We start from the raw sequence: 26,664 nt of genomic DNA on the forward strand, positions 1-26,664 counted from the left end.
GCGTGCGGATATTCCGTCACTATTGTGATATGAGCCACCCACCTCGCCTTCTCCGTGCCGTGGTTCTTCGGCGCGTCGCCACCGCCGCCGCACTCAGCCTCGCGCTCGTGGGGCTCGTCCCGGCACCCGCGGCGCTCGCTGCGCCAGGACTCGCCGTCTCGAAGTCGGCGGCGGGCGAGGTGCTCGCCGGGGAACCGATCACGTACACGCTGACGGCGACGAACGACGGCTCGGGAGCAGCGGAGTTCAACGGGAGCTTTCGGGACGAGCTCGCACCCGGGCTGACGTACGTCCCCGGGTCGACCACGCCCGAGGATCTCGGCGACCCGATTGTCGCCACGGACGCCTCGACGGGCCAGCAGACTCTCACCTGGGCCGACGTCGACGACGTGCTCCCCGGCAGCTCGGTCACGATCACGTTCCAGGTGCAGCCGGACCCCGCGGTGTACCCGGCGGGCTCCGTCGTCGCCAACAGCGGCGAGGTGTACACCAGCGAGGACCCGTTCGTCTCCCCGGAGTTCGATGCCGACGGCAACGTCGTCGGCGGTACGTCGGACGCGACGGCCGCTTCACCGTCGACCGCGACGACCGTGACGGGCCTCGTCATCTCCAAGGGGGAGCCCAGTCCCGAGGGTGAGCTCCTGCGGGGCGTCCACGACAACGTGACCGAGTACACGGTCACCGTACGGAGCGCGCCGGCCGCGGGCAGCGAGAACGTGGTCGTGGTCGACCACCTGCCCGCGAACCTCGAGTACCTCGGCTGTGACGGCGGCCCCGACAACACCACCGGCGGCGAGGAGTACCCGGGCTCGGGCCCGCTCGTCCCGCCCGCGCTGTCTCCCTGTGTCGAGCCCGACTCCGTCACCACGGTGATCGACCCGAGCGGGCTTCCTGGCGGTGTCTACACCCGCGTCGAGTGGCAGATTCCGGCGATCGACGCCGGTACCGAGCTTGAGCTCCACTATGCGGCGGGGGTCCCGTTGCGGGAGAACGTCCTGTGGACGGCGGACCCCGCTCCGGAGTCGACGGCGAACCTGGACAACAACACGGGCCCGTCCACGAGGGAGACGGACGCCGAGGCGACCGCGACGAACCTGGTCTCCGTCGAGGGCGACTACCTGGGCGACGTCGCACCGGGTGGCGCGACGAGGCTGGGCGACACTGCGACCGAGACCGTCACGGTCGAGGACGTCCGGATGCGCAAGACGGTGGAGCCCGAGGACTTCACCGCCGGTGAGATCGGCACGTACACGATCGTGATCGACTCCAGCGAGTACGTCTCCGCCGATCCGATCGTCGTGGAGGACGTCGTGCCTGACGGTCTGTGTCCGCTCGGGGACGCCGGGACGAACTACGCCGGCGGTGTCGCCGACTGCGAAGGTGCTGCGACGACGGCACCGTCGACGCCGTACGACTCGGTGGAGCAAAACGCCGACGGGACGTTCGACGTCTCGTTCGCGCCGACGACGCTGGCGGAGAACGACACGCTCACCATCACCTACCAGGTCAGGATGCTCCCCGCCTACCTCGGCACAGGGGTGCCCACGGCGGCTGGCGACTCGTTCACGAACTCTGTCGAGCTGACGGCCACGACGACCCCGGTCGCCGGGACCGGCGAGTCGGGCGAGCAGCAGGTGGCGGACGAGTCCGAGGTGACCATGGCCGCGAGCGGCTTGACGCTGACGAAGACGATGCTCGGCCGCGCCGACTCGGGAGGCGTCTGCTCGACGGATCTGGGTGACTATGCCGAACCGGACGACGTCGACGCGGACCAGCGTGAGTTCCGGCTCGGCGACCGGATCTGCTACGGCCTGCGCGTCCAGTTCTCCGACGAGGCCCAGACCCGGAACGCCGAGCTCGCCGACCTCTTCCCCGCCGGGCAGTCGTACGTCGCCGGGTCGGCGACCCCGGGCGACGGGAACACGGTCGTCGACTACTCCGAGACCGCCGCGCCGGACGGGTCGAAGGTCGTCTTCCTCGTCGGTGAAGAGAGGGACGGAGCGCGATTCGTCGATCGGGGAGCCGTGTTCGAGATCGTGCTGCAGGCGGAGGTGACGACGCCGGCGCCCGGGCCCGGGACGCTCGACGCACCGAACCTGCTCAAGGGGCGGAGCGAGGCGACGGACGGCACGTCGACGACGATTCGCGACAAGGCCGTCGTCCAGATCGACCCGGTTCCTCCCGTCGGCGTCGTCAAGGGGGTCGAGGCGGTGGATGACCCGGCCACCGGTCCCAACGGCCCTGGGTCGGACGTCGACGGATCCGAGGTCGCGGCAGGGTCTGTCGTGACGTTCCGCGTCGACGTGACCCACGAGGGCGTTTCGGGCGGACCCGACGGCTACCCTGTCGGGGCGTTCTCGGTCTGGGACGTGCTCGAGACCGGGATCCGGTGTGTCGACGTCTCGAACGTGGTCCCGGACCCGACGATCGCCGGAACGCCGACCGTCACCTGCACCGACCCGGGCGATTCCGCCCACCCGGATTTCGCGGGTTCTGACTCGTGGAGCCTGCTGCGCGTCGAGTATCCCGTCGACCCGTCGAGCCCTGCGGACCAGCTGGTGGAGCCCGGTGAGACCGTGACCACCCTGTACGACGTGACGATCCCCGACGACGCGGGGGCCGGTCAGCGCTACGACGACACGGCGTACGTCGGGTCCTTCGTCTCGGAGACCAACGTCGACGACTCGTTGGAGGTCCTCTACCCGCAGGAGAACGTCGACCTGTCGGTCGAGGAGGGCGACCAGACCGCACCGTCGGCGTCGGACGGCTCGAACGTCGTCGTCCCGGGGGTCGAGGTCGAGAAGTCGGCCACGACGTCCATCGAGGAGACGAACAACGACCTTCCCTCCCAGGCCACCGTCGGCGAGGAGGTCACGTACGCGTACCGAGCGGTCGTGCCGGCCAACACGACGGTGTACGAGGCTGACCTGCAGGACACTCTTCCGTCGGGTCTCGTGCCGACGGGTGACGCCACGCTCGCGTTCTTCCCCGATGCGGACGGCGACGCCACCGCGCCGGTCCCGGCACCGGTCACGATCGACCCCGCGACGGGGACCGTCGACTTCGGCGACGCCTACCAGAACGCGACGGACGCGGACCAGGCGTTCGAGGTGACGGTCACGGTGCTCGTGACGGACGAGGCGCTCACGGCGTCCCAGAACGGCGTCCCGGTCACGAACACCGCCCGGTTCAGGAGCCTGGAGACGGCGGGTGGCGCAGCCCTGCCCGCCGTCACGGACGACGCACAGGTCGAGCTCCGTCAGCCCCGGCCCACGGTCGAGAAGTCGAACAGCTCCCTCGGGCCCGTGCCGGGTGGCGAGGAGCTCACGTTCACGGTGGTCGCGGGCAACGACGCGACGAGCGCCAACGGCGTGCCGCGGCCGCCTCTGCACGACGGCTTCGTCGTCGACTGCCTCCCGGCCGAGCTGATCTTCGTCGCGTTCCTGGACCCTGCCGGCACCGCGAGCCCGGGGGACGGGGCCAACGGGTGCCCCGTGGGCACCACCCGGCTCGTCTGGTCGGTGGGCACGATCGAGCCCGGAGCGGCGGTCGAGCTCTCCTACACGGCCGTGCTCACCGACGACGCCGTCGCGGGGGCTACCTACACGAACACGGTCGCCTTCTCCGCGGGCACGCTCGACGACGGCAAGTCCGACCCGTTCGCCCCGGACAACCCGGACGAGCGGACCGCGACGGTCACGGACACGTCGAGCGTGACGGTCGCGGGCGCGGGGATCACGAAGACCGTGTCACCGTCGCAGGCCACGATCGGGGAGCGGTTCACCTGGCGGGTCACCGTCGAGGTACCGCCCAACACCTCGTACTACGACGCCGCGATCGTCGACCAGATTCCGGCAGGGATCGACCAGATCGAGCTGGTGCGGGCACTGTGCACGGAGATCGGCCCCGACGGGATCACGTTCTGCGACCTGCGGGGAACTCCGTTGCCCAGCGTCGAGAACGCCGACGGGTCCACCACGGCGGCGTGGTCGTTCGGCGACGTCCTCGGATCAGCCGCGGAGCGCCGGATCACCGTCGTCTACCGCGGTCGACTGGCCGACGAGGACGGCCTGAGCGCCGGTGACCAGGTGGTCAACGACGCCTCGACGGCCTGGAACCTGGACGCCGACGACCCGGACCCCGTCGACGCGAACGGCCCCTTCACGGAGACGGGTCAGACCGCCACCGCGACGGCGTCGGTCGTCGAGCCGGAGATGTCGATCACCAAGTCTGTGAGCAACACCGCGCCCGATCCCACCGAGGAGTTCACCTACACCCTCACTCTGAGCAACGCCGACGGCCCGACCGTGAGCGACGCACACAGCGGGACCGTCGTCGACACGGTCCCGGACGGCGTCGTCGTCGACCCGGCATCGATCACCGCAGGCGGCGAGCTGACGGGAGCAGACCCCGTCAACGGCGGAGGGACGATCACGTGGACACCGTCCGACCTCGCGGGCCCGCTCGGCCCCGGTCAGACGGCGGACCTCCAGTACACCGCCGTCCTCGCGCCCAGCGTCACCCTGACGGGGGACGCCCTGACGAACGAGGCGGCGCTCGAGTCGTACTTCAGCCTGGGGATCGAGGACGAGGGAGGCCGCCAGTACGTCGGCCCGACGACGGACGCCGACGTCGCCCCTGACTTTCCCGAGCTCGACGTCGCCAAGTCCCCGGTCTCCGAGTCGCCGGCGTACATCGGCGAACCGTTCACGTGGAGCGTGACGGTGACGAACGTCGGCGACGCGACGGCGTTCGGAGTCGATGCGGAGGACACCATCCCGTCCGGATGGGACTTCGTCGAAGGAAGCCTGCAGCTCACGGTCGACGACGGTGCGTACCTCGGGGACGTCGAGCCTGACTTCGACGGCGACACGGTCCGCTACGAGGACGTGGCGACGTTGCCGCCCGGGACGAGCGTCACAGCGACCTACGAGCTGGTCCCGACGCCCGACGTCGTGCCGAACGTCGGCAGCGACGTGCCGCAGGTCAACACGGTGGCCGTGACCGGGGAGGACGAGTCCGGCGCTCCGGGCAACGCGGTGGGGCCGTACGAGGCAGATGCATCCGGCGAGACCTATATCGCCAGTGCCGACCTGGTCGCGACCAAGACTCATGACGAGCCTGTCGTGGCGGGCGAGCCGCTGACATGGACCGTCGAGGTGTCGAACGCCGGCCCGGACACGGCTGTCGGGCCGTTCACGGTGCTCGACTCCTTGCCGGACGAGGTCGAGACGGCCGCGGCGACCGGCGACGGGTGGACGTGCCAGACCGATCTGACCACGGAGCCGGCGTCGATCCTCTGCGACCGTGACGTGCCGGGCGAGCTTCTGGCGGTCGGTGAGAGCCTTCCGCCCCTCACGGTCGAGACCGACGTGCCCGCGGACGTGGTCGAGGGCACGGACCTGGTCAACGAGGTGTTCGTCGACTCCCGGACCTACGACCCGGAGGAGGAGAACAACACGGCCACCGATGTCGCGACGGTCTCGGCGGTCGCCGATCTGGAGATCGACAAGGCCCACGCAGGCGACCTCACCGCGGGCACCCTCGGAACGTGGACGGTCGACGTCACTAACCTGGGGCCCTCGGACTCGCAGCCCGTGATCGTCGTCGAGGACACGCTCCCCGCTGGCGTGACGTTCGACAGTGCGACAGGAGACGGGTGGGAGTGCTCGGGTACAGGCCGGGACGTGCGCTGCGAGCGGGACAGCGTCCTGCCTGCGGCCTCGGTGGCACCGCAGATCACGGTGGTCGGGCAGATCGACGAAGCCGCAACCGGCAGCCTCGAGAACACGGCGACCGTGACCCCGACGACGTCGGACCCTGACGGGACGAACAACACCGCGACGGACACCGCCGATCTGCTGACCTCCGCCGATCTGGTGATCGAGAAGTCGCACGAGGGCTCGTTCGTCGCGGGCAGCCAGGGCACCTACACCTTCACGGTCGTGAACGCCGGTCCGTCGACGGCAGCTGCCCCGGTGACCGTCACGGACACGCTCCCGGACGGTCTGCAGTACAGCGCGTCCGGTGGTGGAGAGGGCTCGTGGACCTGCTCCTCCTCGCCTGGGACGGACGGGCTCGACGAGGTCGAGTGCGTCCTCGACGGCGACCTTCCCGTCGGCGCGGAGGTCTCTGTGGACGTCACGGTCGACGTCGACCCCGATCTCGGCGCAGGTGAGTTCGTCAACAGTGCCACCGTCGACTCGTCGACCCCTGACCCGAACGAGGTGAACAACACCGACGTCGACGACACGCAGTACGACTCCGAGGCCGACCTCGCGGTCGTGAAGTCGCACGAGGGTGACGCCGTGGCCGGCACGGAACTCACCTGGACCGTGCAGGTGGAGAACCGCGGGCCGTCCAGCACGGAGGGCCCCCTGACCGTCGCGGACGCGCTGCCCGACGGCGTGACCCTGGTGTCCGCGGGCGGTCCCGGTTGGGGATGTGACGAGAATCCCGAGGCGTTCGTCACGTGCACGAGCGACGAGTCGTTGGCCGCCGGGTCGGACGACAGTCCGACGCTCGCGGAGCCCATCGAGATCACCGTGCTCGTCCTGCCCGACGCGGGACCGTCCACGCTCGAGAACAGGGCAAGCGTCGACGGTGTACTGCCGGACCCTGACGTCACCAACAACACGGACCTCGACCCGGTGACCGTCATCGACGTGACAGATCTGTCCCTGTCGAAGAGCGTCGACGGCCCGGACGAGGTCGTCGCGGGCACGCGTGTCACCTACGAGCTCGAGGTCTCGAACCTCGGACCGTCGGACGCCGACACCGTGCTCGTCGCCGACTACCTGCCGATCGGCATGACACCCGTCTCGGCCACGGGCGAGGGCTGGCGCTGCGTGACGACGGGCCGTAGCTTCGTCTGCCGTACCGACACGATCGCGGCTCCCGTGCCCCCGGCCGATCCGTCGTCGACGACGATCGAGGTCGTCGCGTCGGTCGACTCGGCGATCCCGGCCGGGACCTCGCTCGTCAACACGGCGGGGGTCCAGACGGCGACGTCCGAGGACGATCTGACGAACAACGACGACGACGCGTCCGTCACCGTCGTGGCGTCGGCCGATCTCAGTCTCGTCAAGTCCCACGACGTGGCTCTCGACCCGGCGGTCGCCGGCACCGAGGCGTCGTTCACGATCGACGTCGCGAACGCCGGCCCGTCGGACGCGCAGGGACCGGTCACGGTGACCGACACTCTGCCCGACGGACTGTCCTTCGTCGGCGCGACGGGGCCGTGGGCCTGCGCCGCGAGCGCGGACGGTGCCGAGGTCACGTGTGTGCTCGACGACGACGCCGGTGTGGTCGCCGGGGGGTCTGCGCCGACGCTCGAGGTCGTCGTGGCCGTCGCCGACGACGCAGAGCCGGGCGACTACGTCAACACGGCGACCGTGACCTCCGAGACCGCCGACCTCGACGAGAGTGACAACACGGACACCGACACGGTGCCGGTGGAGCGCCGTGCGGACCTCTCGATCAGCAAGACGCACGACGGCGAGGCGCGGGTCGGTGACGAGCTGACGTTCGAGGTGCTCGTCGCCAACGCGGGGCCGTCCGTCGCGCAGGACGTGACCGTCAGCGACCCGCTGCCGACAGGGGCCTCCTTCGTCGCCGCCGAGGGGGAGGGGTGGGAATGTGCCGAGGTCGAGGGGACGGTCGACTGCTCGTACGTCGGCTCCGGCGACGGGGCTCTTCTCGACCCGGGCGCGACCGCTCCGCCGATCGTCGTGACCGTGGTGCTGGACGCGGAGGCCTATCCGGAGCTCGTCAACGTCGCGACCGCGGCCACTGTGACGCCGGAGCTCGACCTCGACGACAACACGGCGTCCGACACCGTCGACGTCCCGCCCGAGGTGGACCTTGCCGTGGCGAAGAGCCATGACGCCGACTTCGTCGTCGGGGAGCAGGGGGCATGGATGATCACCGTCACGAACCTCGGCCCCACACCCGACCCCGGGCCCGTCGTCGTCACCGACACGTTGCCCGACGGGGTGCAGCTCGTCTCGGCCGAGGGCGACACGGTCGCATGCGAGGCGGACGGGCAGGTGGTGTCGTGCGCCGTCGACGGTGAGCTGGCCGTCGACGACGTCGCCACGATCACCCTGGTGGTCGAGGTGCTGCCCGACGCGTATCCGAGCGTCACCAACGGGGTCACCGTGGAATCGCCGTCCGAGGACGTCGACCTCTCGAACAACTCCGCGACGGACGACGCTCCGGTCGTACCGCGCTCGGTGCTCGACATCTCCAAGATCGTGGTCGGCGAGCCCGACGAGCAGGCGACGTTCTCGATCGTCGTCACGAACGAGGGGCCGAACGCCACCACGGCGCCCGTCGTCGTGACGGACACGATGCCCGACGGGCTGGCCCTCGTGTCAGCCTCGGGGGAGGGCTGGGAGTGCGGTACCGGCGGTGCGACGGCGACCTGTACCTACGCCGACCCGCTCGACGTCGGCGACCGGACACCTCCGATCACGGTCGTGGCGGTTGTCGAGGCGAGCGCAGGAGCTGAGGTGACGAACGTGGCGGCAGCCACGGGCGGAGAGCCGGACGGCGCGTGCCCGGACTGCGATCCGGTCACGGACGACGCGACGTTCACCGTGCCGATCCCGGGTGAGCAGCTGCCGGTGACGGGTGCAGAGGTGCTGCAGCTAGCGCTGCTCGCACTGCTCCTGCTGGCGGCGGGTGCCGCGACGGTGGCGACGACCCGGTCTCGCCCCTCGAGCCGCTAGACCCGTCGGGCCGCGCGCTACGCCGTGCGCGCGGCCCAGAGCATCCCGCGCTCGATGATCGTCCTGACCTCGGGAATCTCCAGCTCTGCCGGACTGTGGCCGATCGTGCAGGCGAACACGTGCCCGCGACCCCAGCTTCTCGTCCAGACGGCCGGGACGGTGACGGGCGAGTGCCACGGCGAGTCCTCGCGCGGCACGTGCGTGGTCGTGGCGAGGACGTCGCTCGCACCGTCGCTGAGCACCCAGTACTGCTCACTGGTGATGGAGATCTGGGAGACGCCCTCGACGATCGGGTGGTCGGACCGGTCGGGGCTGATCTCGACGGTGTGCTCGATGAAGTCGTCGGGGTGAGCGACGAACTGCGCTCCGATCAGGTGCTGGTAGTCGGTCGCGTTGCGGAAGGCGTCGATGAGCCCGCCGTGCCAGCCGGCGAGCCCGGCGCCGTTCTCGACGGCGACGCGCAGTCCGTGCATCTCGTCGGCCAGGATCTCGCCGATGCTCCAGCACTGGACGATCAGGTCGACCGTGCTCATGTACGGCTCGTCCGCATAGACCTCGAGCGAGTCCTCGACCTGGACGTCGAACCCGTGGGCGCGAAGGAACGGGATGAAGAGGTCGGTGGACTCGACGGGGGCGTGGCCCTCCCAGCCGCCGCGGACGACGAGGGCGCGTCGTGTGGTCATGATGCCTCCGACCTCTCGGCAATGAGCGCTTCGACGGCGGACGCCGCCAGGATCTGATCGGTCACCATAGCCGCTGCGCCGATGACTCCGGCCTGGCCCCCCGTGTGGCTCGTGGTGATTCGCAGGTGCTGGGTGGCGAGGGGCAGCGACCGTTGGTAGATCACCTCGCGGATGCCCGCGATGAGGTGCTCGCCGGCCTCCGCGAGGACCCCGCCGACGACGATTCGCGCGGGGTTGAGCAGACTCACGGACGAGGCGAGGACGGCACCGATGTCACGGCCCGCCTGGCGGACCGCCTGGCCGGCGAGCACGTCGCCCGCGCGGACGAGCGCGACGACGTCCGCGGCGGTGGCCGCCTCGGTCCCGGCGTCGCGGAGGCGGGCCGCGATCGCGTGCCCGCCGGCGAGCGCCTCGAGGCAGCCGGTGTTGCCGCAGCGGCACGGGACGGCGTCGGCACCGGGGACGGCGATGTGCCCGATGTCGCCGGCGGCACCCTGGGCGCCGCGTCGGAGCAGGCCGTCCATCACGATGCCCGCGCCGATGCCGGTCGCGACCTTGACGAAGAGGAGGTCCTGCTCGGTGGGGAACGTCGTCCGGTGCTCCCCGAGGGTCATGATGTTGACGTCGTTGTCGACGAGCACGGGCACGGGCAGGTACGTGTGGAGCCGCCCGGGCACGTCGACGTCGTCCCAGCCCGGCATGATCGGCGGGTTCACCGGCCGGCCGCGGGTGTGGTCGACGGGGCCGGGGAGTCCCAGGCCGAGGCCGACGACCTCGTTCACGCGACGCCCGGCGGTCGCGACCAGCTTCTCGGACGTCTCGGCGACCCAGGCGAGCACCGGGTCCGGCCCGTCCGTGATCGCGAGGGGGGCGCTGGTCTCGGCGAGGACGGTCGCGGCGAGGTCGGTGACCGCGAGCCGCGCGTGCGTCGCGCCGAGGTCGATGCCGAGGACGACCCGTGCGGTCGGGTCGAAGGCGAAGTTCGACGGCGGTCGCCCGCCGGTGCTCGTGGACTCACCCGCGGGGGCGAGGAGTCCGAGAGAGACCAGGGCGTCGATGCGGGCGGCGATCGTCGACCGCGACTGCCCGGTCTCGGTGACCAGCCCCGCGCGCGTGCGAGGGACGCCGTCGCGAAACAGCTGGAACATCTCGCCGGCGCCCGTCGGGCGCGGCGGGAACTTCTTCAGCCCTTCCATGAGCACAGTGAATCACGCAACCTTCCGGACGTCGCCACGGTTCTTCAGCGTGACGAGCGTCACGGCTTGGTAACGATGCAAAAGTACCGCATCTTTTGATTGACGAACAGCAGAAGTCACTCTACGTTCGTCATATGGTCACCGCAGACCCCACAGCACCGATGCTGCAGATGCACGGAATCGTGAAGACGTTCCCGGGAGCACGAGCTCTCGACGGCGTCGACCTCGAGGTCCGTCCCGGTGAGGTTCACTGCCTCCTCGGCCAGAACGGCGCCGGAAAGTCCACGCTCATCAAAGTCCTCGCCGGAGCCCACCAACCGAACGAGGGCACGATCCTCGTCGACGGCGAGCCGATCACGATCACAGACCCGGTCACCGCGCTCGGGTATGGCATTGCGACGATGTATCAGGAGCTCGACGTCGTCGACGGACTCTCCGTGGCCGAGAACATCTATCTCGGTCACGAGCTCGCCCGAGGGGGCTTCACCCAGAGGCGGTCCCTGACCCGCCGCACCCGAGAGCTCCTGGAGCGTCTCGGGCACGGCGACCTCTCGCCGCACGCCGAGGTGGGCAACCTCTCGGCCGCCGGCAAGCAGATCGTCTCGATGGCCCGGGCACTCTCGCACGACGCCCGCGTGATCGTCATGGACGAGCCGTCGGCCGTCCTCGACTCCGGCGAGGTGGAGAACCTCTTCCGCGTCGTCCGGGAGCTCACCTCGCAGGGCGTCGCCATCATCTACATCTCTCACCGTCTCGAGGAGATCCGCGAGATCGGCGACCGGATCACCGTCCTCAAGGACGGCAGCACGGTCGCCACGAACCTCGAGGTCGCCGACACCCCGACCGCCGAGCTGATCCGCCTGATGACCGGCAAGGCCGTCGACAACACGTTCCCGGAGCTTCCGGGGGTCCCTGCCGGGGCCGAGCCCCTGCTCGAGGTCGAGAACCTCGAGCTCGCGGACACCTTCTCGGACGTCTCGTTCACCGTGCGAGAGGGCGAGGTCGTGGGCCTCGCAGGGCTCGTCGGCGCCGGCCGCTCGGAGATCCTCGAGACCATCTACGGCGCACGCCGGGCCACCGGCGGCACGGTCCGCGTGGGCGGCAGCCCGCTGCGCACGGGGTCCGTGCCTCGCGCCGTGCGCGCCGGGATCGGTCTGTGCCCGGAGGAGCGCAAGTCGCAGGGCCTCATCCTCGACGAGGCCGTCTACCGCAACATCACGCTGCCGAACTTCGACCGGTTCGCGTCCGGCGGGTTCCTCAACGAGTCGGCCGAGCGGGCGGCGGCCGAGGAGCAGGTGGTCGCGCTCGACGTCCGCCCCACCGACGTCGACCGCACCGTCCGCACCCTCTCCGGTGGCAACCAGCAGAAGGCGATCCTCGGCCGCTGGCTCGTCCAGGGCTGCCGCGTCCTTCTCCTCGATGAGCCCACCCGGGGCGTCGACGTGGGCGCGCGTGCCGAGATCTACGCACTGATCCGCTCCCTCGCGGACGCCGGGGCCGCCGTCGTGGTCGTCTCCAGCGAGATCGAGGAGGTGCTCGGCCTCGCCGACCGCGTCCTCGTCGTCTCGGAGGGACGGATCGTCCACGAAGGCCCCTCGTCATCGATCGACGAGCACGGCGTGCTCGACCTTGTCATGGAAGGAAGTGCCGCATGAGCGGTCAGCAGGAGACCGGACAGGCGGTCTCGGAGACAGAGCAGACGGCGCCCGAGCAGGCTCCGGACGAGACGAGCTCGGGCCACGGCGGCGGGCGCTCGGCCCTGCTGCAAGGATCGATGGGGCGCAACGCAGGACTCGTCCTCGCGCTCCTCGCGCTCGGGGCCGTCGGGTACATCACGGCCGGGGACCGGTTCCTCAACGTCGACAACTTCATGACCATCCTGCGGCTCGCCGCCGTCATCGGCGTCCTCAGCATCGGCATGACCTTCGTGATCACCGGTGGCGGTATCGACCTCTCGGTCGGGTCCGTCATGGGACTGTCCACGGTCTGGGCGTCGACGCTCGCCACCCAGACGATGGCAGAGGACACGCACTGGATCGTCATGGTCCTGACAGCGCTGGCCGTCGGCACGGCCGCCGGGCTGGTCAACGGCGTGCTGATCGCCTACGGCAAGGTCGTCGCGTTCATCGCGACCCTCGCGATGATGGTCGCGGCCCGCGGGCTGGCGGAGATGATCTCGAACCGCCAGACGCAGATCGTCGACGTCGACGGATTCCTCGACTTCTTCCGCGCCGACGTGCTCGGCGTCCCGGTGCTCGTGTGGATGTTCGCCCTCGTCGCCGTCGTCGGCTGGGTGCTGCTCAACCGCACGACGTTCGGCCGCCGCACCGTCGCCGTCGGCGGCAACCCCGAGGCCGCACGGCTCGCCGGCATCAAGGTCCAGCGCCACACCATGTACCTCTACGGGCTCGCCGGATTCACCGCCGGGATCGCCGCCGTGATGATGCTCGCCCGGACCACGGCCGGCACCTCGACCCACGGTCAGCTCTACGAGCTCGACGCCATCGCGGCGGTCGTCGTCGGAGGCACCCTTCTCGCCGGCGGACGCGGCACGATCGTCGGCACCGTCCTCGGGGTCCTGATCTTCACGATGCTCACCAACGTCTTCACCCAGAACAACATGTCCATCTCGGCACAGGCCGTGGCCAAGGGCGTCATCATCGTCGTCGCGGTCCTCCTGCAGCAGCGGTTCGCCGAGCGGAGCAAGCGAAAAGCCTGACCCGCGGGCAGCGCGCCCGCACCAACCCACCACCACACGCTGGACGAATCAAGGGAGATCTCATGTCCGCACGCACCACCACCCGCCGTCGTATCGGTGCCTTCGCCGCCGCGACCGCCGCCACGGCGCTCCTCCTGTCGGGCTGCACCTCGAACGAGCCAGCCGACGAGGGCGACGACTCCGAGGCCAGCTCGGAGGAGGCCGCACCGGTCTCCGCCAACGACGACCTGGGCGACGACGTCGTCATCGGGTTCTCGGCCCCGGCCGCCGACCACGGCTGGATGGGCGCCATCACCAAGAACGCGATCGCGATGGCCGACTCGTTCGACGACGTCGAGCTGCGCCAGGCCGAGGCGACGAACGACGTGAACCTGCAGATCAGCCAGATCGAGCAGTTCATCAACGAGGGCGTCGACGCCATCGTCCTGCTGCCGTTCGACGGCGCAGCGCTCACCGAGGTCGCCATCAAGGCCATGGACGCGGGGATCCCCGTGATCAACGTCGACCGCGAGTTCTCCAGCCCGTTCGCCGCCCGCACCACCGTGCTCGGCGACAACTACGGCATGGGCGTCAGCGCCGGCACGTACATCTGCGAGCAGCTCGGGGACAACCCCGACGCCGTCGTCGCCGAGATCGCCGGCATCGACTCGCTGCCGCTGACCCAGGACCGCAGCCAGGGCTTCGAGGACGCGCTCGCCGAGTGCGGGCTCGACGTCGACAACCGCGTCGCCGCGGACTTCACCGTCCAGGGCGGCGAGTCGGCGACCTCCAACCTGCTGCAGGCCGCACCCGAGATCGACGCGATCTGGAACCACGACGACGACCAGGGTGTCGGCGTCATGGCCGCGATCGAGAACGCCGGGCGTGACGAGTTCTTCATGGTCGGCGGCGCCGGCTCCAAGAACGTCATGGAGGACATCCAGGCGGGCGACACCGTCCTGCAGGCCACGGTCGTCTACCCGTCCACGCAGGCCGGTGACGGCATCGAGCTCGCCCGCCTCATCGCGCAGAACAAGACGATGAGCGACCTCGAGACCGTCGGTGTCCCGCGCCAGGTCCAGCTCTTCGCCCCCGTCGTGACCGCGGACAACGTCGACGAGTACCTGCCGACCGCGTTCGAGTCCTGAGCCGACGACCCTCGACCGGCGGGGAGCCTGGCTCCCCGCCGGTCCGGCTCGCACAACTTCGACGAAAGGACCTTCACATGGGTGACGCACCCGCACGGCTCGGCGTCGGCATGGTCGGCTACTCGTTCATGGGCGCCGCGCACTCGCAGGCATGGCGCACCGCTCCCCGCTTCTTCGACCTCCCGCTCCGTCCGTCGATGACGGCGCTCGCTGGGCGCAACCGTGACAACGTCACGGTTGCGGCCGACAAGCTGGGCTGGGACTCCGTCGAGACCGACTGGCGCACGCTGCTGACCCGGGACGACGTCGACCTGATCGACATCTGCACGCCGGGTGACACGCACGCCGAGATCGCGATCGCCGCCCTCGACGCGGGCAAGCACGTCCTGTGCGAGAAGCCCCTCGCCAACTCGGTCGCCGAGGCCGAGGAGATGGTGGCGGCGGCCGAGCGTGCCGCCGCCCGCGGCGTCCTGTCGATGGTGGGCTTCACCTACCGCCGGGTTCCCGCGATCCAGCTCGCACGTCAGCTGGTGGCCGACGGACGGATCGGCACGGTCCGCCACGTGCGCGCGCAGTACCTGCAGGACTGGCTCTCCGACGCGTCGGCGCCGCTGTCGTGGCGGATGGACAAGGACAAGGCCGGCTCGGGCGCTCTGGGAGACATCGGCGCACACATCATCGACCTCACGCAGTTCATCACCGGCGAGTCGGTCACGGGGGTCTCGGGCATGCTCGAGACGTTCGTGTCGGAGCGTCCTGTCGCCACGGAGTTCGCCGGTCTCGCCGGCAAGGGCGGCGACGAGGTCGGCCCGGTCACCGTCGACGACGCCGCGTGCTTCCTGGCCCGGATGTCGGGCGGTGGGGTCGGTGTCTTCGAGGCGACGAGGTTCGCCCAGGGCCGCAAGAACGCCATCCGCATCGAGATCAACGGGTCCAGGGGATCCGTGGCCTTCGACTTCGAGGACATGAACGTCCTGCACTTCTTCGACGCCGAGGAGCCTGCCGCGACGGCGGGGTTCCGACGGATCGTCGTCACCGAGGCCGACCACGCGTACATCGCGTCCTGGTGGCCGCCGGGCCACGCCCTCGGATACGAGCACGCCTTCACGCACCAGGTCGTCGACCTCGTGGGGGCGGTCGCGGCCGGGGAGCAGCCCGCGCCGTCGTTCGCCGACGGCCTGGCCGTCCAGAAGGTCCTCGACGCAGTCGAGCGCAGCGCCGAGAAGGGCGCCTGGCTCGACGTCTGAGCTCGCGGGCCCAGCCCGTGAACCCTGGTGCGGGGCCGACCGGCCCCGCACCGGTGGTGGCATCCGCCACCACACCGGGACCCCGACGTCCGGGCCGACGTGCGGGTCACTGCGGAGCGCATCGTCATAGCACCACCCAACCGGACCGAAGGAGTTCCTGGTGAGTACAGTGCTCAGAGCACGCTCGCGGACGCTCAGGCGCAGCCTCGCTGCGGCTGTCGCGACCGCGGTCGCACTTCCGCTCTCGGTCGTCGGCGCCCTTGGCGCGCAGGCCGACGAGACAGCTGAACCGATCGTGGAGGCCGTCGACGCGTTCGACGTCATGGTCTTCTCCAAGACGGCGGGCTTCCGCCACGGGTCGATCCCGACCGGGATCGCCGCCATCGAGCAGCTCGGTGAGGACAACGGCTTCACCGTGACGGCGACGGAGGACGCCGGCGCCTTCACCGAGGAGAACCTCGAGCAGTACGAGGCGGTCGTCTTCCTCTCGACGACGGGCGACGTCCTCGACGAGACGCAGCAGGCCGCGTTCGAGGCGTACATCGAGAACGGTGGAGGCTACGCGGGGATCCACGCCGCGTCGGACACCGAGTACGACTGGCCCTGGTACGGCGAGCTCGTCGGTGCCTACTTCGCGGGCCACCCCGCCCAGCAGGACGCGACCATCAAGGTTCACGACCACGCCCACGAGTCCACCGACCACCTGCCCGAGCGGTGGGACCGCTTTGACGAGTGGTACAACTTCCGCGAGGACCCGACCGACGACGTCCACGTGCTCGCCTCGCTCGACGAGTCGACGTACAACCCGGGTGGTACCGCGATGGGTGCCGAGCACCCGATCGCCTGGTGCCAGGCTTTCGACGGCGGGCGCTCCTGGTACACCGGAGGCGGTCACACCGACGCCTCGTTCGCCGAGCCCGACTTCCTCGAGCATCTGCTCGGCGGCATCCAGACCGCCGCGGGCGTCGTGGACAGCGACTGCTCCGCGACCCAGAGCGCCAGCTACGAGGCCGTCCCGCTGGACGACGACACGTCGAACCCGATGATGCTCGACGTCGCCCCCGACGGCACCGTGCTGTACGTGGAACGTGACGGTCGAGTTCGAGTCATCGACCCGGAGACGAACGTGACGACGACGGCGCTGACGCTCGCCGTCACGCAGTCGAACGAGGACGGGCTCACCGGCATCGTGCTCGACCCTGACTTCGGCGACAACGGGTGGGTGTACCTGTTCTGGTCCCCCCGTGACGTGGGTGACGTGGGGCCGCACAACCAGGTCTCACGCTTCACCTATGCCGACGGTTCGATCGACGCCGCCACCGAGGAGAAGGTCCTGACCATCCCGACGCAGCGGGACACCTGCTGCCACGCGGGCGGCGACATGACCTTCGACTCCGCCGGAAACATGTATATCGCCACGGGCGACAACACGAATCCCTTCGAGTCGGCGGGCTACACCCCGATCGACGAGCGCTCCGGTCGCAAGAACTACGACTCGCAGCGCACGTCGGCCAACTCGAACGACCTGCGCGGCAAGATCCTGCGCATCACGCCGCAGGATGACGGCTCGTACACGGTCCCTGAGGGCAACATGTTCGCCCCTGGAACCGAGGACACGCTTCCCGAGATCTACGCGATGGGCTTCCGTAACCCCTTCCGGATCGGCGTGGACCCGCAGACCGATGCCGTGCATGTCGCGGACTACGGTCCTGACGCGGGCTCGGCGAGCGCGTCGCGCGGGCCGGCCGGGACGGTCGAGTGGAACGTGGTGAGCGAGCCGGGCTTCTACGGCTGGCCCTACTGCACGGGCTCGAACAACGACTACGTCGACTACGACTTCGCCACCGGACAGTCCGGCGAGGCCTTTGACTGCGACGCGGGCGTCGTCAACGACTCCCCGAACAACACCGGCATTCAGCAGCTGCCCGGTGCTATCGAGGCGGAGGTCTGGTACGGCTACGCCACGAACCCGCTGTTCCCCGAGATCGGCGGCGGCGGCGCACCGATGGGCGGGCCCGTCTACGAGTTCGACGCCGACCTCGACTCGGCCGTGAAGTGGCCCGAGTACTGGGACGGCAAGGCGTTCTTCGGTGAGTGGAACCAGGGCAAGATGTACTCGTTCCAGCTCACGGGCGACGACCGCGACGACCTCGTGGACATCAACCGTGTACTCCCGGGGATCTTCGACCCGAGTGCCGGCTTCGATCGTCCGATGGACTGGGAGTTCGGCCCGGATGGCGCCATGTACATGGTCGACTGGGGCTCCGGCTTCGGCGGGAACAACGACTCGTCGGGAATCTTCAAGGTCAACTATGTCCAGGGCGACGCGGCTCCGATCGCGCGTGCGTCCGCCGACGTCACCAGCGGCGCAGCACCGCTGACCGTCCAGTTCTCTTCCGAGGGGACCCGTCACCCCGACGGCGACCCGATCACCCTGGAGTGGACGTTCGGTGACGGCTCGGAGCCGAGCTCCGACGCCAACCCGACGCATGTCTACACGGAGAACGGGTCCTATACGGCCCAGCTGACGGCGACCGACAACGACGGCCTCGCAGGGGTCGCCAACGTGACGGTCGTCGTGGGCAACGAGGCGCCGACGGTCTCGATCACCTTCCCGGAGAACGGCGGGTTCTTCGAGTGGGGCGACCAGGTCGCCTATGAGATCGCCGTCGACGACCCGGACGGTGACGTGGACTGTGCCGACGTGCGCCTGTTCACGTCGCTGGGCCACGACTCGCACGCGCATCCGTTCGACGAGCTCAGCGGTTGCGAGGGTGTCATCCAGACGGCACGCGACGAGGGCCACGGCATCGAGTCGAACATCTTCTGGGTGATCGAGGCGACGTACGCCGACGACGGTGGAGACGCGGGTGTCCCGCTCTCCGCGAACGACCTTCAGGTGCTGCAGCCCAAGCTCGTGCAGGCGGAGTTCTTCACCTCGACGGGTCGGCTCGCGGGTTCGACGAGCGGCGGCGACGCCGGCGTCGTGACCGAGGAGACCGGTGACTCCGCCGGCGGTGGGCAGAACATCGGCTTCATCGAGACCGACGACTGGTGGGCCTACGAGCCCGTCAGCCTGACGAACGTCGACGGACTCTCCGTCCGCGCGGCCTCCGGCGCGGGTGGCGGCGACGTCTCGGTGCGCTGGGACGCACCGGACGGTCCCGAGATCGGGACGTTCACCGTGCCCGACACCGGTGACTGGCAGGTCTACGAGGACGTTCCGGTACCACTCACGGACGTGCCCTCGGGCTCGGGGTCGCTGCACTTCGTGCTGCTCTCTGGTGGCATCAACGTCAACTGGTTCGAGATCGACGGACGTGGTGTCACGGCGAACGAGCGTCCTGACGTCACGCTCGATGCGACGCCGCTGGAGGGTCTCGCACCGCTCACGGTCACCGCGTCGGCCACGGCGACCGACCCCGACGGTGCCGCCGAGGACCTCGTCTACGCCTGGGACCTCGGTCTTGGCGACGGGTTCGTCGACGGTTCGCCCGAGCTCGAGCACACGTACACGGAACCGGGCACGTACCGGCTCCAGGTGCGGGTGACCGACGCGGGTGGTGCCTACGCGGTCGAGTACGTGACCGTGACGGTGACACAGGAGACCGTCGAGCCGACCCAGTGCTTCCAGGGTCGCTCTGACGACTTCCTCGGGACGGAGATCGATCCGGACCGCTGGACCGTCCAGGACCAGGACCAGAACCTGTCGGTCTCGGACGGGATCTTGACGATCCCGGCGTCGACGACCGACTTCTACGGAACCGGGAACGTCACGGTGCCGAACCTGGTGCTTCAGGACCTGGAGGACGGTGCGTTCACCGCCACCGCGAAGGTGACGATCCCGGCGAACGCGCAGTACCAGCAGGCCGGTCTCGTGATCTACGGCGATGCGGACAACTACGCGAAGATGGTCATCCAGGGTCGCTCCAACCCCGGTGACCCGGCGACGCGCATCTTCCAGTTCGTCCGTGAGGAGGCTGGTGCTCCGAACGAGGTCGCCGAGTCCAACACGGCGGCGCTGGGGGCGGCATACCCGTCTACGGTGTACGTGCGGTTCGCGAGCTCTGACGGCTCCGACCTGACAGCGTCGTACTCGGCGAACGGCGTGGACTTCACGCAGATGCCGCAGACGAAGTCGCTCGACGGCATCGTCGACCCGCGCATCGGGCTCGTCTCGCTCGCGGGCACGGGGTCTGTCGCTCCGGTCGTGGACGCCGAGTTCGACTGGTTCCACATCACGCCGGACGACTCGGCCTCCGCGACCGGGCCTGACGACGAGTTCGAGGGATCGTCCCTCGACACGTGCCGGTGGACCGGCATCGTCCGCGAGGACCCGGAGGGCTATCGAGTCGCGAATGGTTCGCTGGAGATCGACACGTCGCCCACCGACATCTATCAGGGTGGCAACACGGACGTGCCGAACATCATCCTCCAGGACCAGCCGGAGGGTGACTGGACCGTCGAGACCGTCGTCGACGGCTCGCAGTTCGCTGAGCAGTACCAGCAGGGCGGTCTGATCCTTTATGAGGACGACGACAACTACGTCAAGCTGGACTACGTCACCGACAACGCCGCGGGTTCGCCCGTAGCAGGCCGGATCGAGCTGCGGTCCGAGGTCGCAGGTGCGATCGTAAACCCGCAGCCTGGGGCGACCAATCTGTCGGGCGACGTCTGGTTCCTGCGCCTCACCAAGGAAGGGACGACCTTCACCGGTTCGTACTCGACCGACGGCGAGACGTGGGAGTCGCTCGGCGACTCCGTCGAGAACACTGCGGTGGCCGACGCGAAGGTGGGCCTCTTCGCCCTCGGCGCGTCCGAGTCCACGTCCGTGACGGCGTCGTTCGACCACTTCCGCGTGGTCGGCGACGAGGTCGCCGAGCCGCTCACCGTGACCGGGTCGATCGACCCGGCCACGCCGGACGGTGAGGACGGGGCGTACACGGGCCCGGTCACGGTCTCGATCGACACGACCGGCGGCCCTGAGGGTGAGCTCGTGTACCGCGAGTACAACCTCGACGGCGCAGGCTGGGCCGAGTACACGGCTCCGGTCGAGGTCTCCGATCCGGGGGAGCACACCGTCCAGGTGCGCGCCTCGGCCGGCGACCAGAACGTCGACGGTGCGGATCTGGTGTTCACCATCGCGGACACCGACCCGGTCGTCATGGAGGCCACCCCGGCCGCCACGGTCACCCAGTCCGCGTGCACCGTTGTCGACGGTGCGTTCGACAAGGTGAACGGTGCGGTCGTCGGAACCACCATGGACGGCGTGGCTCGCTACGTCGTCAAGGACGCAGCCGACACGAGTCGGAACGTCCGCGCAGGCGACATGGCTCCGGGCGACTATCTGATCCGCGCATACCCGGCTGAGGGCTACACCCTCGTCCCGGGCGACGGGTGGACGGAGATCTTCCAGGGACGTCTCGAGCTCGCGGTGACCATCGACGCGTTCGACTGCCCGACGGCGACCCCCGTGGTCACCGTCACGCAGCCGACGTGCGAGGTCGACGAGGACGGCGAGAACGTCCGCGCCGGTGGCTCGCTCACCGGCGAGTCGGTCGAGGGCGTCAAGGGCTACGTGGTCCACAACTGGGTGGACGGGGACCTGAACGACGGCAAGCCGTCGGACCTCCAGGACCTTGCTCCCGGCCAGTACCACGTCATCGCGACGCCGGACGCCGACCACCTGCTCGACGTGGACGGCGACTGGAAGATGAGCCCCTCCGGCAAGGCCACCCTGGTGGTGACCATCGACGGGTATGGCTGCGACCGTGTCCCGGCCGTGGACCTCGTCCAGCCGAGCTGTGAGGCCGACGGGACGACGACCGGTGCGCTGAGCCCGGTCGACGTCTCCGGCGTCAAGGGCTACGTCTTCCACAACTGGGTGGACGGCAAGGCCGACGGCAAGCCCGCCGACCTGGGCGCACTCGCGCCGGGTCAGTACCGGGTGATCGCCACGCCGGACGCCGGGACCGAGCTCGAGGTCGAGGGTGACTGGACCCTGAGCCCCTCGGGCAAGGCGGTCGTCATCGTGACCGTCGCGGGGGTGACCTGCGGCTGACTGACCGCGGGGGCCGGGCGTCGGACGCCCGGCCCCCGCATCACCTGCCACCGGGACGTAGCCGGGGTGCCGCGACGCGGTCCCGGCCCGGGGACGGCCGTCGTGGCCGGCACTTCTCGGTGGTATCGCCGGCCTCGCGGTCGGCACCCTCGGCGCAGGACGGTGCGCTCCGCTCCTGCGCCGAGGCCCTGAACACTGACGAACGAGGAGATCTACTGATGAGCACCCAGAGCGTCGCCGCCGGGAGTCCGGCGGTCGCGGTCGGCACGGTCGGCCCGCGGTGGGCATGGCGCGCGTTCGCCCTCCTGGTCACGGCCGTGCTGGCCGTCGCCTGGGCCGCGTCGCCCGCACATGCCCACGGCGGCGACCTCCAGGTCGACATCGGGACGGACGGCGCGGGCGGGATCGACGCCGCCGTCAGCTGGGCGGCCGACGGCCACCCCGTGGAGGAGACGGTCGACCTGATCGTCACCGCCGTGTCGGACGACGGCACCGAGGTCGGCCCGGTCCAGCTGCAGTCCGCGTCCGAGGGCGTGGGCTGGTACAAGTCTGAGCCGGGACTGCTCGGTGAGGGGCACTGGGTCCTGACCTCCGTGGCGACCGTCCCGGCGGAATACTCGGGGACGACCGAGATCGACGTCGCCCCGGTCGTGACGCCAGAGCCTGAAGAGCCGGCACCCGGCCCCGAGACCGAGCTGGCCGCGGACACCTCCGACTCGGCTGCGACCGGGGAGACCGGTAGCGGCACGTCGTGGGGCTGGGTCGCGGTCGGCGTCGCCGCGGTCGTCGCTCTCCTCGCGGTGGGTGCGGTCGTCCTCCTGCGCCGTCGCACGAACGAGTAAGACACCAGAGATCCACCGAGGGAAGGAACGACAATGACTCGACCTATCAGCCTGTTCACCGGCCAGTGGGCCGACCTGCCGCTGGAGGAGGTCGCCGGACTTGCCGCGGGATGGGGGTACGACGGACTGGAGCTCGCCTGCTGGGGAGACCACCTCGACGTCTCGCGCTGGGACGACGACGAGTACGTCCAGGGCCGTCTCGACCTGATGGACCGCCACGGCCTGAAGATCGTGGCGATCTCGAACCACCTGACGGGGCAGGCCGTCTGCGATGACCCGATCGACCGGAGGCATGAGGAGATCCTGTCGCCGGAGGTCTGGGGCGACGGAGATCCGGAGGGCGTTCGCCGACGTGCCGCAGAGGCGCTCAAGGACACGGGTCGGATGGCCGCGAAGCTCGGCGTCAAGACCGTCGTCGGGTTCACCGGGTCGTCGATCTGGAAGACGCTCGCGATGTTCCCGCCCGTCCCGGCGGACATGATCGAGGCCGGCTACCAGGACTTCGCCGACCGGTGGAACCCGATCCTCGACGTCTACGAGGAGGTGGGAGTGCGGTTCGCCCTCGAGGTTCACCCGAGCGAGATCGCCTACGACTACTGGACCGCCAAGCGCACGCTCGAGGCGATCGGACACCGCAGCTCGTTCGGACTCAACTGGGACCCCAGCCACATGGTGTGGCAGGACCTCGACCCCGTCGCGTTCCTCTGGGACTTCCAGGACCACATCTTCCACGTGCACTGCAAGGACACGAAGAAGCGGCTGAACGGGCGCAACGGACGCCTCGGGTCACACCTCGAGTGGGCCGACCCCCGTCGCGGCTGGGACTTCATCTCCACCGGTCACGGCGACGTGCCGTGGGAGGACGCCTTCCGGATGCTCAACGCGATCGGCTACGACGGTCCGTTGTCGGTCGAGTGGGAGGACGCCGGGATGGACCGTCTCGTCGGCGCACCCGAGGGGCTGGAGTTCGTCCGACGCCTCGCGTTCGACGCTCCGGACGCGGCCTTTGACTCGGCCTTCTCGAGCAAGGAGTAAGCGGCCCTCGCCTCCGGCGAGCACGGCAGCCCCACGCGGTCAGTCCAGACGCGTGGGGCTGCCGTCGTCCCGCACCATCACGACGTCCTGATGCGTCTCGCCACCGACGACGTACTCGCGGTGCCCGACGACGTCGAACCCGCCTCGCGCGTAGAACGACTGCGCGCGATGGTTCTCGTGGTTGGTCCCGAGCCAGACGGGGCCGGTCGCGAGCCGCCGGCCGGCGGTGAGAGCCGACATGAGCAGCGTGCTCGCGACCCCGACCCCCTGAGCGTCCGGGTGAACGTAGATCTTGGACAGCTCGACGTCGGCGAGCGGCCGCCCTGCGGGATCCAGGACCGGGCACGGTCCGAGACCCATGAGCGCGTATCCGAGCAGACCGTGCGCTCCGTCGCCCTCGACGACGTACAGCTCGTGCCGCTGACTCCGGATCCAGGCCGCCATCGAGTCGATCCCCAGCTCGGTCTCGACATGACGCTGGACCGCGACGGGGTCCGCCCCGGGCGGGCAGGCCAGGGGGAACGTGAGCGCCGCGAGTGCTGTCAGCGGGACGAGGTCGAGGTCGGTGGCCGCGCGTGTCCTGGCATCCATGGGTCGAGGGTAGTTCGGGCCGGCCCGCGCCGTCCCCGGAGAGGTGGTGGGGGTCACGTCGGGGGGATTTGGTGGTTCGTTGTTCCGGCTGTAATGTTCTGGATGTCAGCCCGACAGGGAGACACGGACAGGAGCTCTTCGGGGCGGATGGCCGGTCCCGGGTGCTGATACCCCTGGTTTCTGAGTCTGGTTGGGTTGTGCCTTGTGTGCGGCTGGCTGGAAGGGGGGCTGGACGCGCGAGATCGGGTCTGGTAGGTTGGAGAGGTTGCCCCGGGTTCGGGTCGCTGAGGTTCGGCGGGTCGGGACGGTGCGTGCTGGTTGTTTGAGAACTCAACAGTGTGCTTGATAGTCAATGCCAAAGTTTTATCTCCTGGCTGGTGACTGTGGCTGCCCGTTCGGGTGGTTTCGGTTGGTGGTTGGGGGTCTTTGGACAACAGTTTTTGAAAACGTTAGTTTTCGAATCTGATTGCCAGATTAATGAGGCCGCGCATCGTTTGGTGTGTGGTGCTTCGTATGGTTGTTTGCTGGCTGGCTCCTTGTGGGTTGGTTGGTTGACGTTGATCATTTACGGAGAGTTTGATCCTGGCTCAGGACGAACGCTGGCGGCGTGCTTAACACATGCAAGTCGAACGGTGAAGCCCAGCTTGCTGGGTGGATCAGTGGCGAACGGGTGAGTAACACGTGAGGAACCTGCCCCTGACTTCGGGATAAGCCTTGGAAACGGGGTCTAATACCGGATATGACACCTTCTCGCATGGGATGGGTGTGGAAAGATTTATCGGTTGGGGATGGTCTCGCGGCCTATCAGCTTGTTGGTGGGGTAATGGCTCACCAAGGCGACGACGGGTAGCCGGCCTGAGAGGGCGACCGGCCACACTGGGACTGAGACACGGCCCAGACTCCTACGGGAGGCAGCAGTGGGGAATATTGCACAATGGGCGCAAGCCTGATGCAGCGACGCCGCGTGAGGGATGAAGGCCTTCGGGTTGTAAACCTCTTTCAGCAGGGAAGAAGCGCAAGTGACGGTACCTGCAGAAGAAGCGCCGGCTAACTACGTGCCAGCAGCCGCGGTAATACGTAGGGCGCAAGCGTTGTCCGGAATTATTGGGCGTAAAGAGCTCGTAGGCGGTTTGTCGCGTCTGGTGTGAAAACTCAAGGCTCAACCTTGGGCGTGCATCGGGTACGGGCAGACTAGAGTGCGGTAGGGGTGACTGGAATTCCTGGTGTAGCGGTGGAATGCGCAGATATCAGGAGGAACACCGATGGCGAAGGCAGGTCACTGGGCCGCAACTGACGCTGAGGAGCGAAAGCATGGGGAGCGAACAGGATTAGATACCCTGGTAGTCCATGCCGTAAACGTTGGGCACTAGGTGTGGGGCTCATTCCACGAGTTCCGTGCCGCAGCAAACGCATTAAGTGCCCCGCCTGGGGAGTACGGCCGCAAGGCTAAAACTCAAAGGAATTGACGGGGGCCCGCACAAGCGGCGGAGCATGCGGATTAATTCGATGCAACGCGAAGAACCTTACCAAGGCTTGACATATACGAGAATCTGCTGGAGACAGCAGCCTCTTTGGACACTCGTATACAGGTGGTGCATGGTTGTCGTCAGCTCGTGTCGTGAGATGTTGGGTTAAGTCCCGCAACGAGCGCAACCCTCGTCCTATGTTGCCAGCACGTGATGGTGGGGACTCATAGGAGACTGCCGGGGTCAACTCGGAGGAAGGTGGGGATGACGTCAAATCATCATGCCCCTTATGTCTTGGGCTTCACGCATGCTACAATGGCCGGTACAAAGGGCTGCGATACCGCAAGGTGGAGCGAATCCCAAAAAGCCGGTCTCAGTTCGGATTGGGGTCTGCAACTCGACCCCATGAAGTCGGAGTCGCTAGTAATCGCAGATCAGCAACGCTGCGGTGAATACGTTCCCGGGCCTTGTACACACCGCCCGTCAAGTCACGAAAGTCGGTAACACCCGAAGCCGGTGGCCTAACCCTTGTGGAGGGAGCCGTCGAAGGTGGGACTGGCGATTGGGACTAAGTCGTAACAAGGTAGCCGTACCGGAAGGTGCGGCTGGATCACCTCCTTTCTAAGGAGCTTTTCTCCCCCCGGTTGGGGGGCAGAGGCCATGGCTCACACCGTTCGCGTGTGGGGGTGGTTGCTCAAGGGTGGAACATTGACGAAGTCGACTAGTTGTCGTGTTGGTGCGAGTACGCCTGGTTGCCGGCCCCTGTTGGGGTTGGTGGTGGGTTGGAAAGTGTTGGTGCGGTGGGTGGTTGGCGTAGAGCACACTGTTGGGTCCCCAGATCATCAGCTCGTTTGGCGGGTTGGTTGTTTGGATACGGGTCACCACGACAGCACACTTTGGTGTGTCGGTAGGGTGGGATCGTCCGTTGCTTGAGAACTGCATAGTGGACGCGAGCATCTTTGAAT

General features: G+C 68.7%; 11 protein-coding genes and 1 rRNA gene. 9 read left to right on the forward strand and 3 right to left on the reverse strand.

Translation table 11 applies throughout. The annotated features are described in order from the left end of the window. The first annotated feature begins 29 nt into the window (after positions 1–29). Positions 30–8,732: an isopeptide-forming domain-containing fimbrial protein gene (locus tag BLU20_RS06390; RefSeq protein ID WP_083372002.1), complete on the forward strand. Its 8,703-nt coding sequence runs from the start codon at positions 30–32 to the stop codon at positions 8,730–8,732. A 17-nt stretch (positions 8,733–8,749) separates the two neighbouring features. Here the strand turns inward: BLU20_RS06390 and BLU20_RS06395 are convergent, their stop codons facing one another. Further along, positions 8,750–9,415 carry a ThuA domain-containing protein gene (locus BLU20_RS06395; protein ID WP_083372003.1) on the reverse strand — a complete coding sequence of 222 codons (666 nt, stop codon included), beginning with the start codon at positions 9,413–9,415 and terminating at the stop codon, positions 8,750–8,752. After that, entirely contained in the window at positions 9,412–10,611 is a 1,200-nt protein-coding gene (locus BLU20_RS06400; RefSeq protein WP_083372004.1) for an ROK family protein, read from the reverse strand. The genes BLU20_RS06395 and BLU20_RS06400 overlap by 4 nt, the downstream gene beginning before the upstream one ends. A gap of 134 nt (positions 10,612–10,745) precedes the next feature. Here BLU20_RS06400 and BLU20_RS06405 point away from each other — a divergent pair, with 134 nt between their 5' ends. The 7 genes from BLU20_RS06405 (at position 10,746) to BLU20_RS06435 (ending at position 23,642) form a co-directional block, all read left to right on the forward strand. Beyond that, entirely contained in the window at positions 10,746–12,266 is a 1,521-nt protein-coding gene (locus tag BLU20_RS06405) for a sugar ABC transporter ATP-binding protein (protein ID WP_083372005.1), read from the forward strand. Further along, positions 12,263–13,330 (forward strand): ABC transporter permease, encoded by a 1,068-nt coding sequence (locus tag BLU20_RS06410; protein ID WP_083372006.1) that lies wholly within the window; start codon positions 12,263–12,265, stop codon positions 13,328–13,330. Before BLU20_RS06405 ends, BLU20_RS06410 begins: the two co-directional genes overlap by 4 nt. A gap of 62 nt (positions 13,331–13,392) precedes the next feature. Next, positions 13,393–14,457: a substrate-binding domain-containing protein gene (locus BLU20_RS06415; RefSeq protein WP_083372007.1), complete on the forward strand. Its 1,065-nt coding sequence runs from the start codon at positions 13,393–13,395 to the stop codon at positions 14,455–14,457. 77 nt (positions 14,458–14,534) lie between these two features. Further along, positions 14,535–15,704 carry a Gfo/Idh/MocA family protein gene (locus tag BLU20_RS06420; protein WP_083372008.1) on the forward strand — a complete coding sequence of 390 codons (1,170 nt, stop codon included), beginning with the start codon at positions 14,535–14,537 and terminating at the stop codon, positions 15,702–15,704. 160 nt (positions 15,705–15,864) lie between these two features. Next, on the forward strand, positions 15,865–21,765 hold the full coding sequence (locus BLU20_RS06425; protein ID WP_231959325.1) for a ThuA domain-containing protein: 5,901 nt from the start codon (positions 15,865–15,867) through the stop codon (positions 21,763–21,765). A gap of 218 nt (positions 21,766–21,983) precedes the next feature. After that, entirely contained in the window at positions 21,984–22,607 is a 624-nt protein-coding gene (locus tag BLU20_RS06430) for a hypothetical protein (protein ID WP_083372010.1), read from the forward strand. Between the two features lie 33 nt (positions 22,608–22,640). Beyond that, on the forward strand, positions 22,641–23,642 hold the full coding sequence (locus tag BLU20_RS06435; protein WP_029253243.1) for a sugar phosphate isomerase/epimerase family protein: 1,002 nt from the start codon (positions 22,641–22,643) through the stop codon (positions 23,640–23,642). A 39-nt stretch (positions 23,643–23,681) separates the two neighbouring features. Here the strand turns inward: BLU20_RS06435 and BLU20_RS06440 are convergent, their stop codons facing one another. Continuing rightward, positions 23,682–24,233, reverse strand: coding sequence for a GNAT family N-acetyltransferase (locus BLU20_RS06440; RefSeq protein WP_083372011.1), 552 nt, complete (start codon positions 24,231–24,233; stop codon positions 23,682–23,684). 564 nt (positions 24,234–24,797) lie between these two features. On the opposite strand from BLU20_RS06440, the gene BLU20_RS06445 reads away from it, so the two are divergent. Further along, positions 24,798–26,320 (forward strand): 16S ribosomal RNA (locus BLU20_RS06445). Positions 26,321–26,664 lie beyond the last annotated feature (344 nt).

It is taken from the genome of Paraoerskovia marina, from assembly GCF_900105445.1.
GTDB classification, from domain to species: Bacteria; Actinomycetota; Actinomycetes; order Actinomycetales; family Cellulomonadaceae; genus Paraoerskovia; species Paraoerskovia marina.

Coding starts and splice junctions, on each gene's coding strand:
- BLU20_RS06390 (WP_083372002.1), top strand. CDS start 30: ATGAGCCACCCACCTCGCCTTCTCCGTGCCGTGGTTCTTCGGCGCGTC.
- BLU20_RS06395 (WP_083372003.1), bottom strand. CDS start 9,415: ATGACCACACGACGCGCCCTCGTCGTCCGCGGCGGCTGGGAGGGCCAC.
- BLU20_RS06400 (WP_083372004.1), bottom strand. CDS start 10,611: ATGGAAGGGCTGAAGAAGTTCCCGCCGCGCCCGACGGGCGCCGGCGAG.
- BLU20_RS06405 (WP_083372005.1), top strand. CDS start 10,746: ATGGTCACCGCAGACCCCACAGCACCGATGCTGCAGATGCACGGAATC.
- BLU20_RS06410 (WP_083372006.1), top strand. CDS start 12,263: ATGAGCGGTCAGCAGGAGACCGGACAGGCGGTCTCGGAGACAGAGCAG.
- BLU20_RS06415 (WP_083372007.1), top strand. CDS start 13,393: ATGTCCGCACGCACCACCACCCGCCGTCGTATCGGTGCCTTCGCCGCC.
- BLU20_RS06420 (WP_083372008.1), top strand. CDS start 14,535: ATGGGTGACGCACCCGCACGGCTCGGCGTCGGCATGGTCGGCTACTCG.
- BLU20_RS06430 (WP_083372010.1), top strand. CDS start 21,984: ATGAGCACCCAGAGCGTCGCCGCCGGGAGTCCGGCGGTCGCGGTCGGC.
- BLU20_RS06435 (WP_029253243.1), top strand. CDS start 22,641: ATGACTCGACCTATCAGCCTGTTCACCGGCCAGTGGGCCGACCTGCCG.
- BLU20_RS06440 (WP_083372011.1), bottom strand. CDS start 24,233: ATGGATGCCAGGACACGCGCGGCCACCGACCTCGACCTCGTCCCGCTG.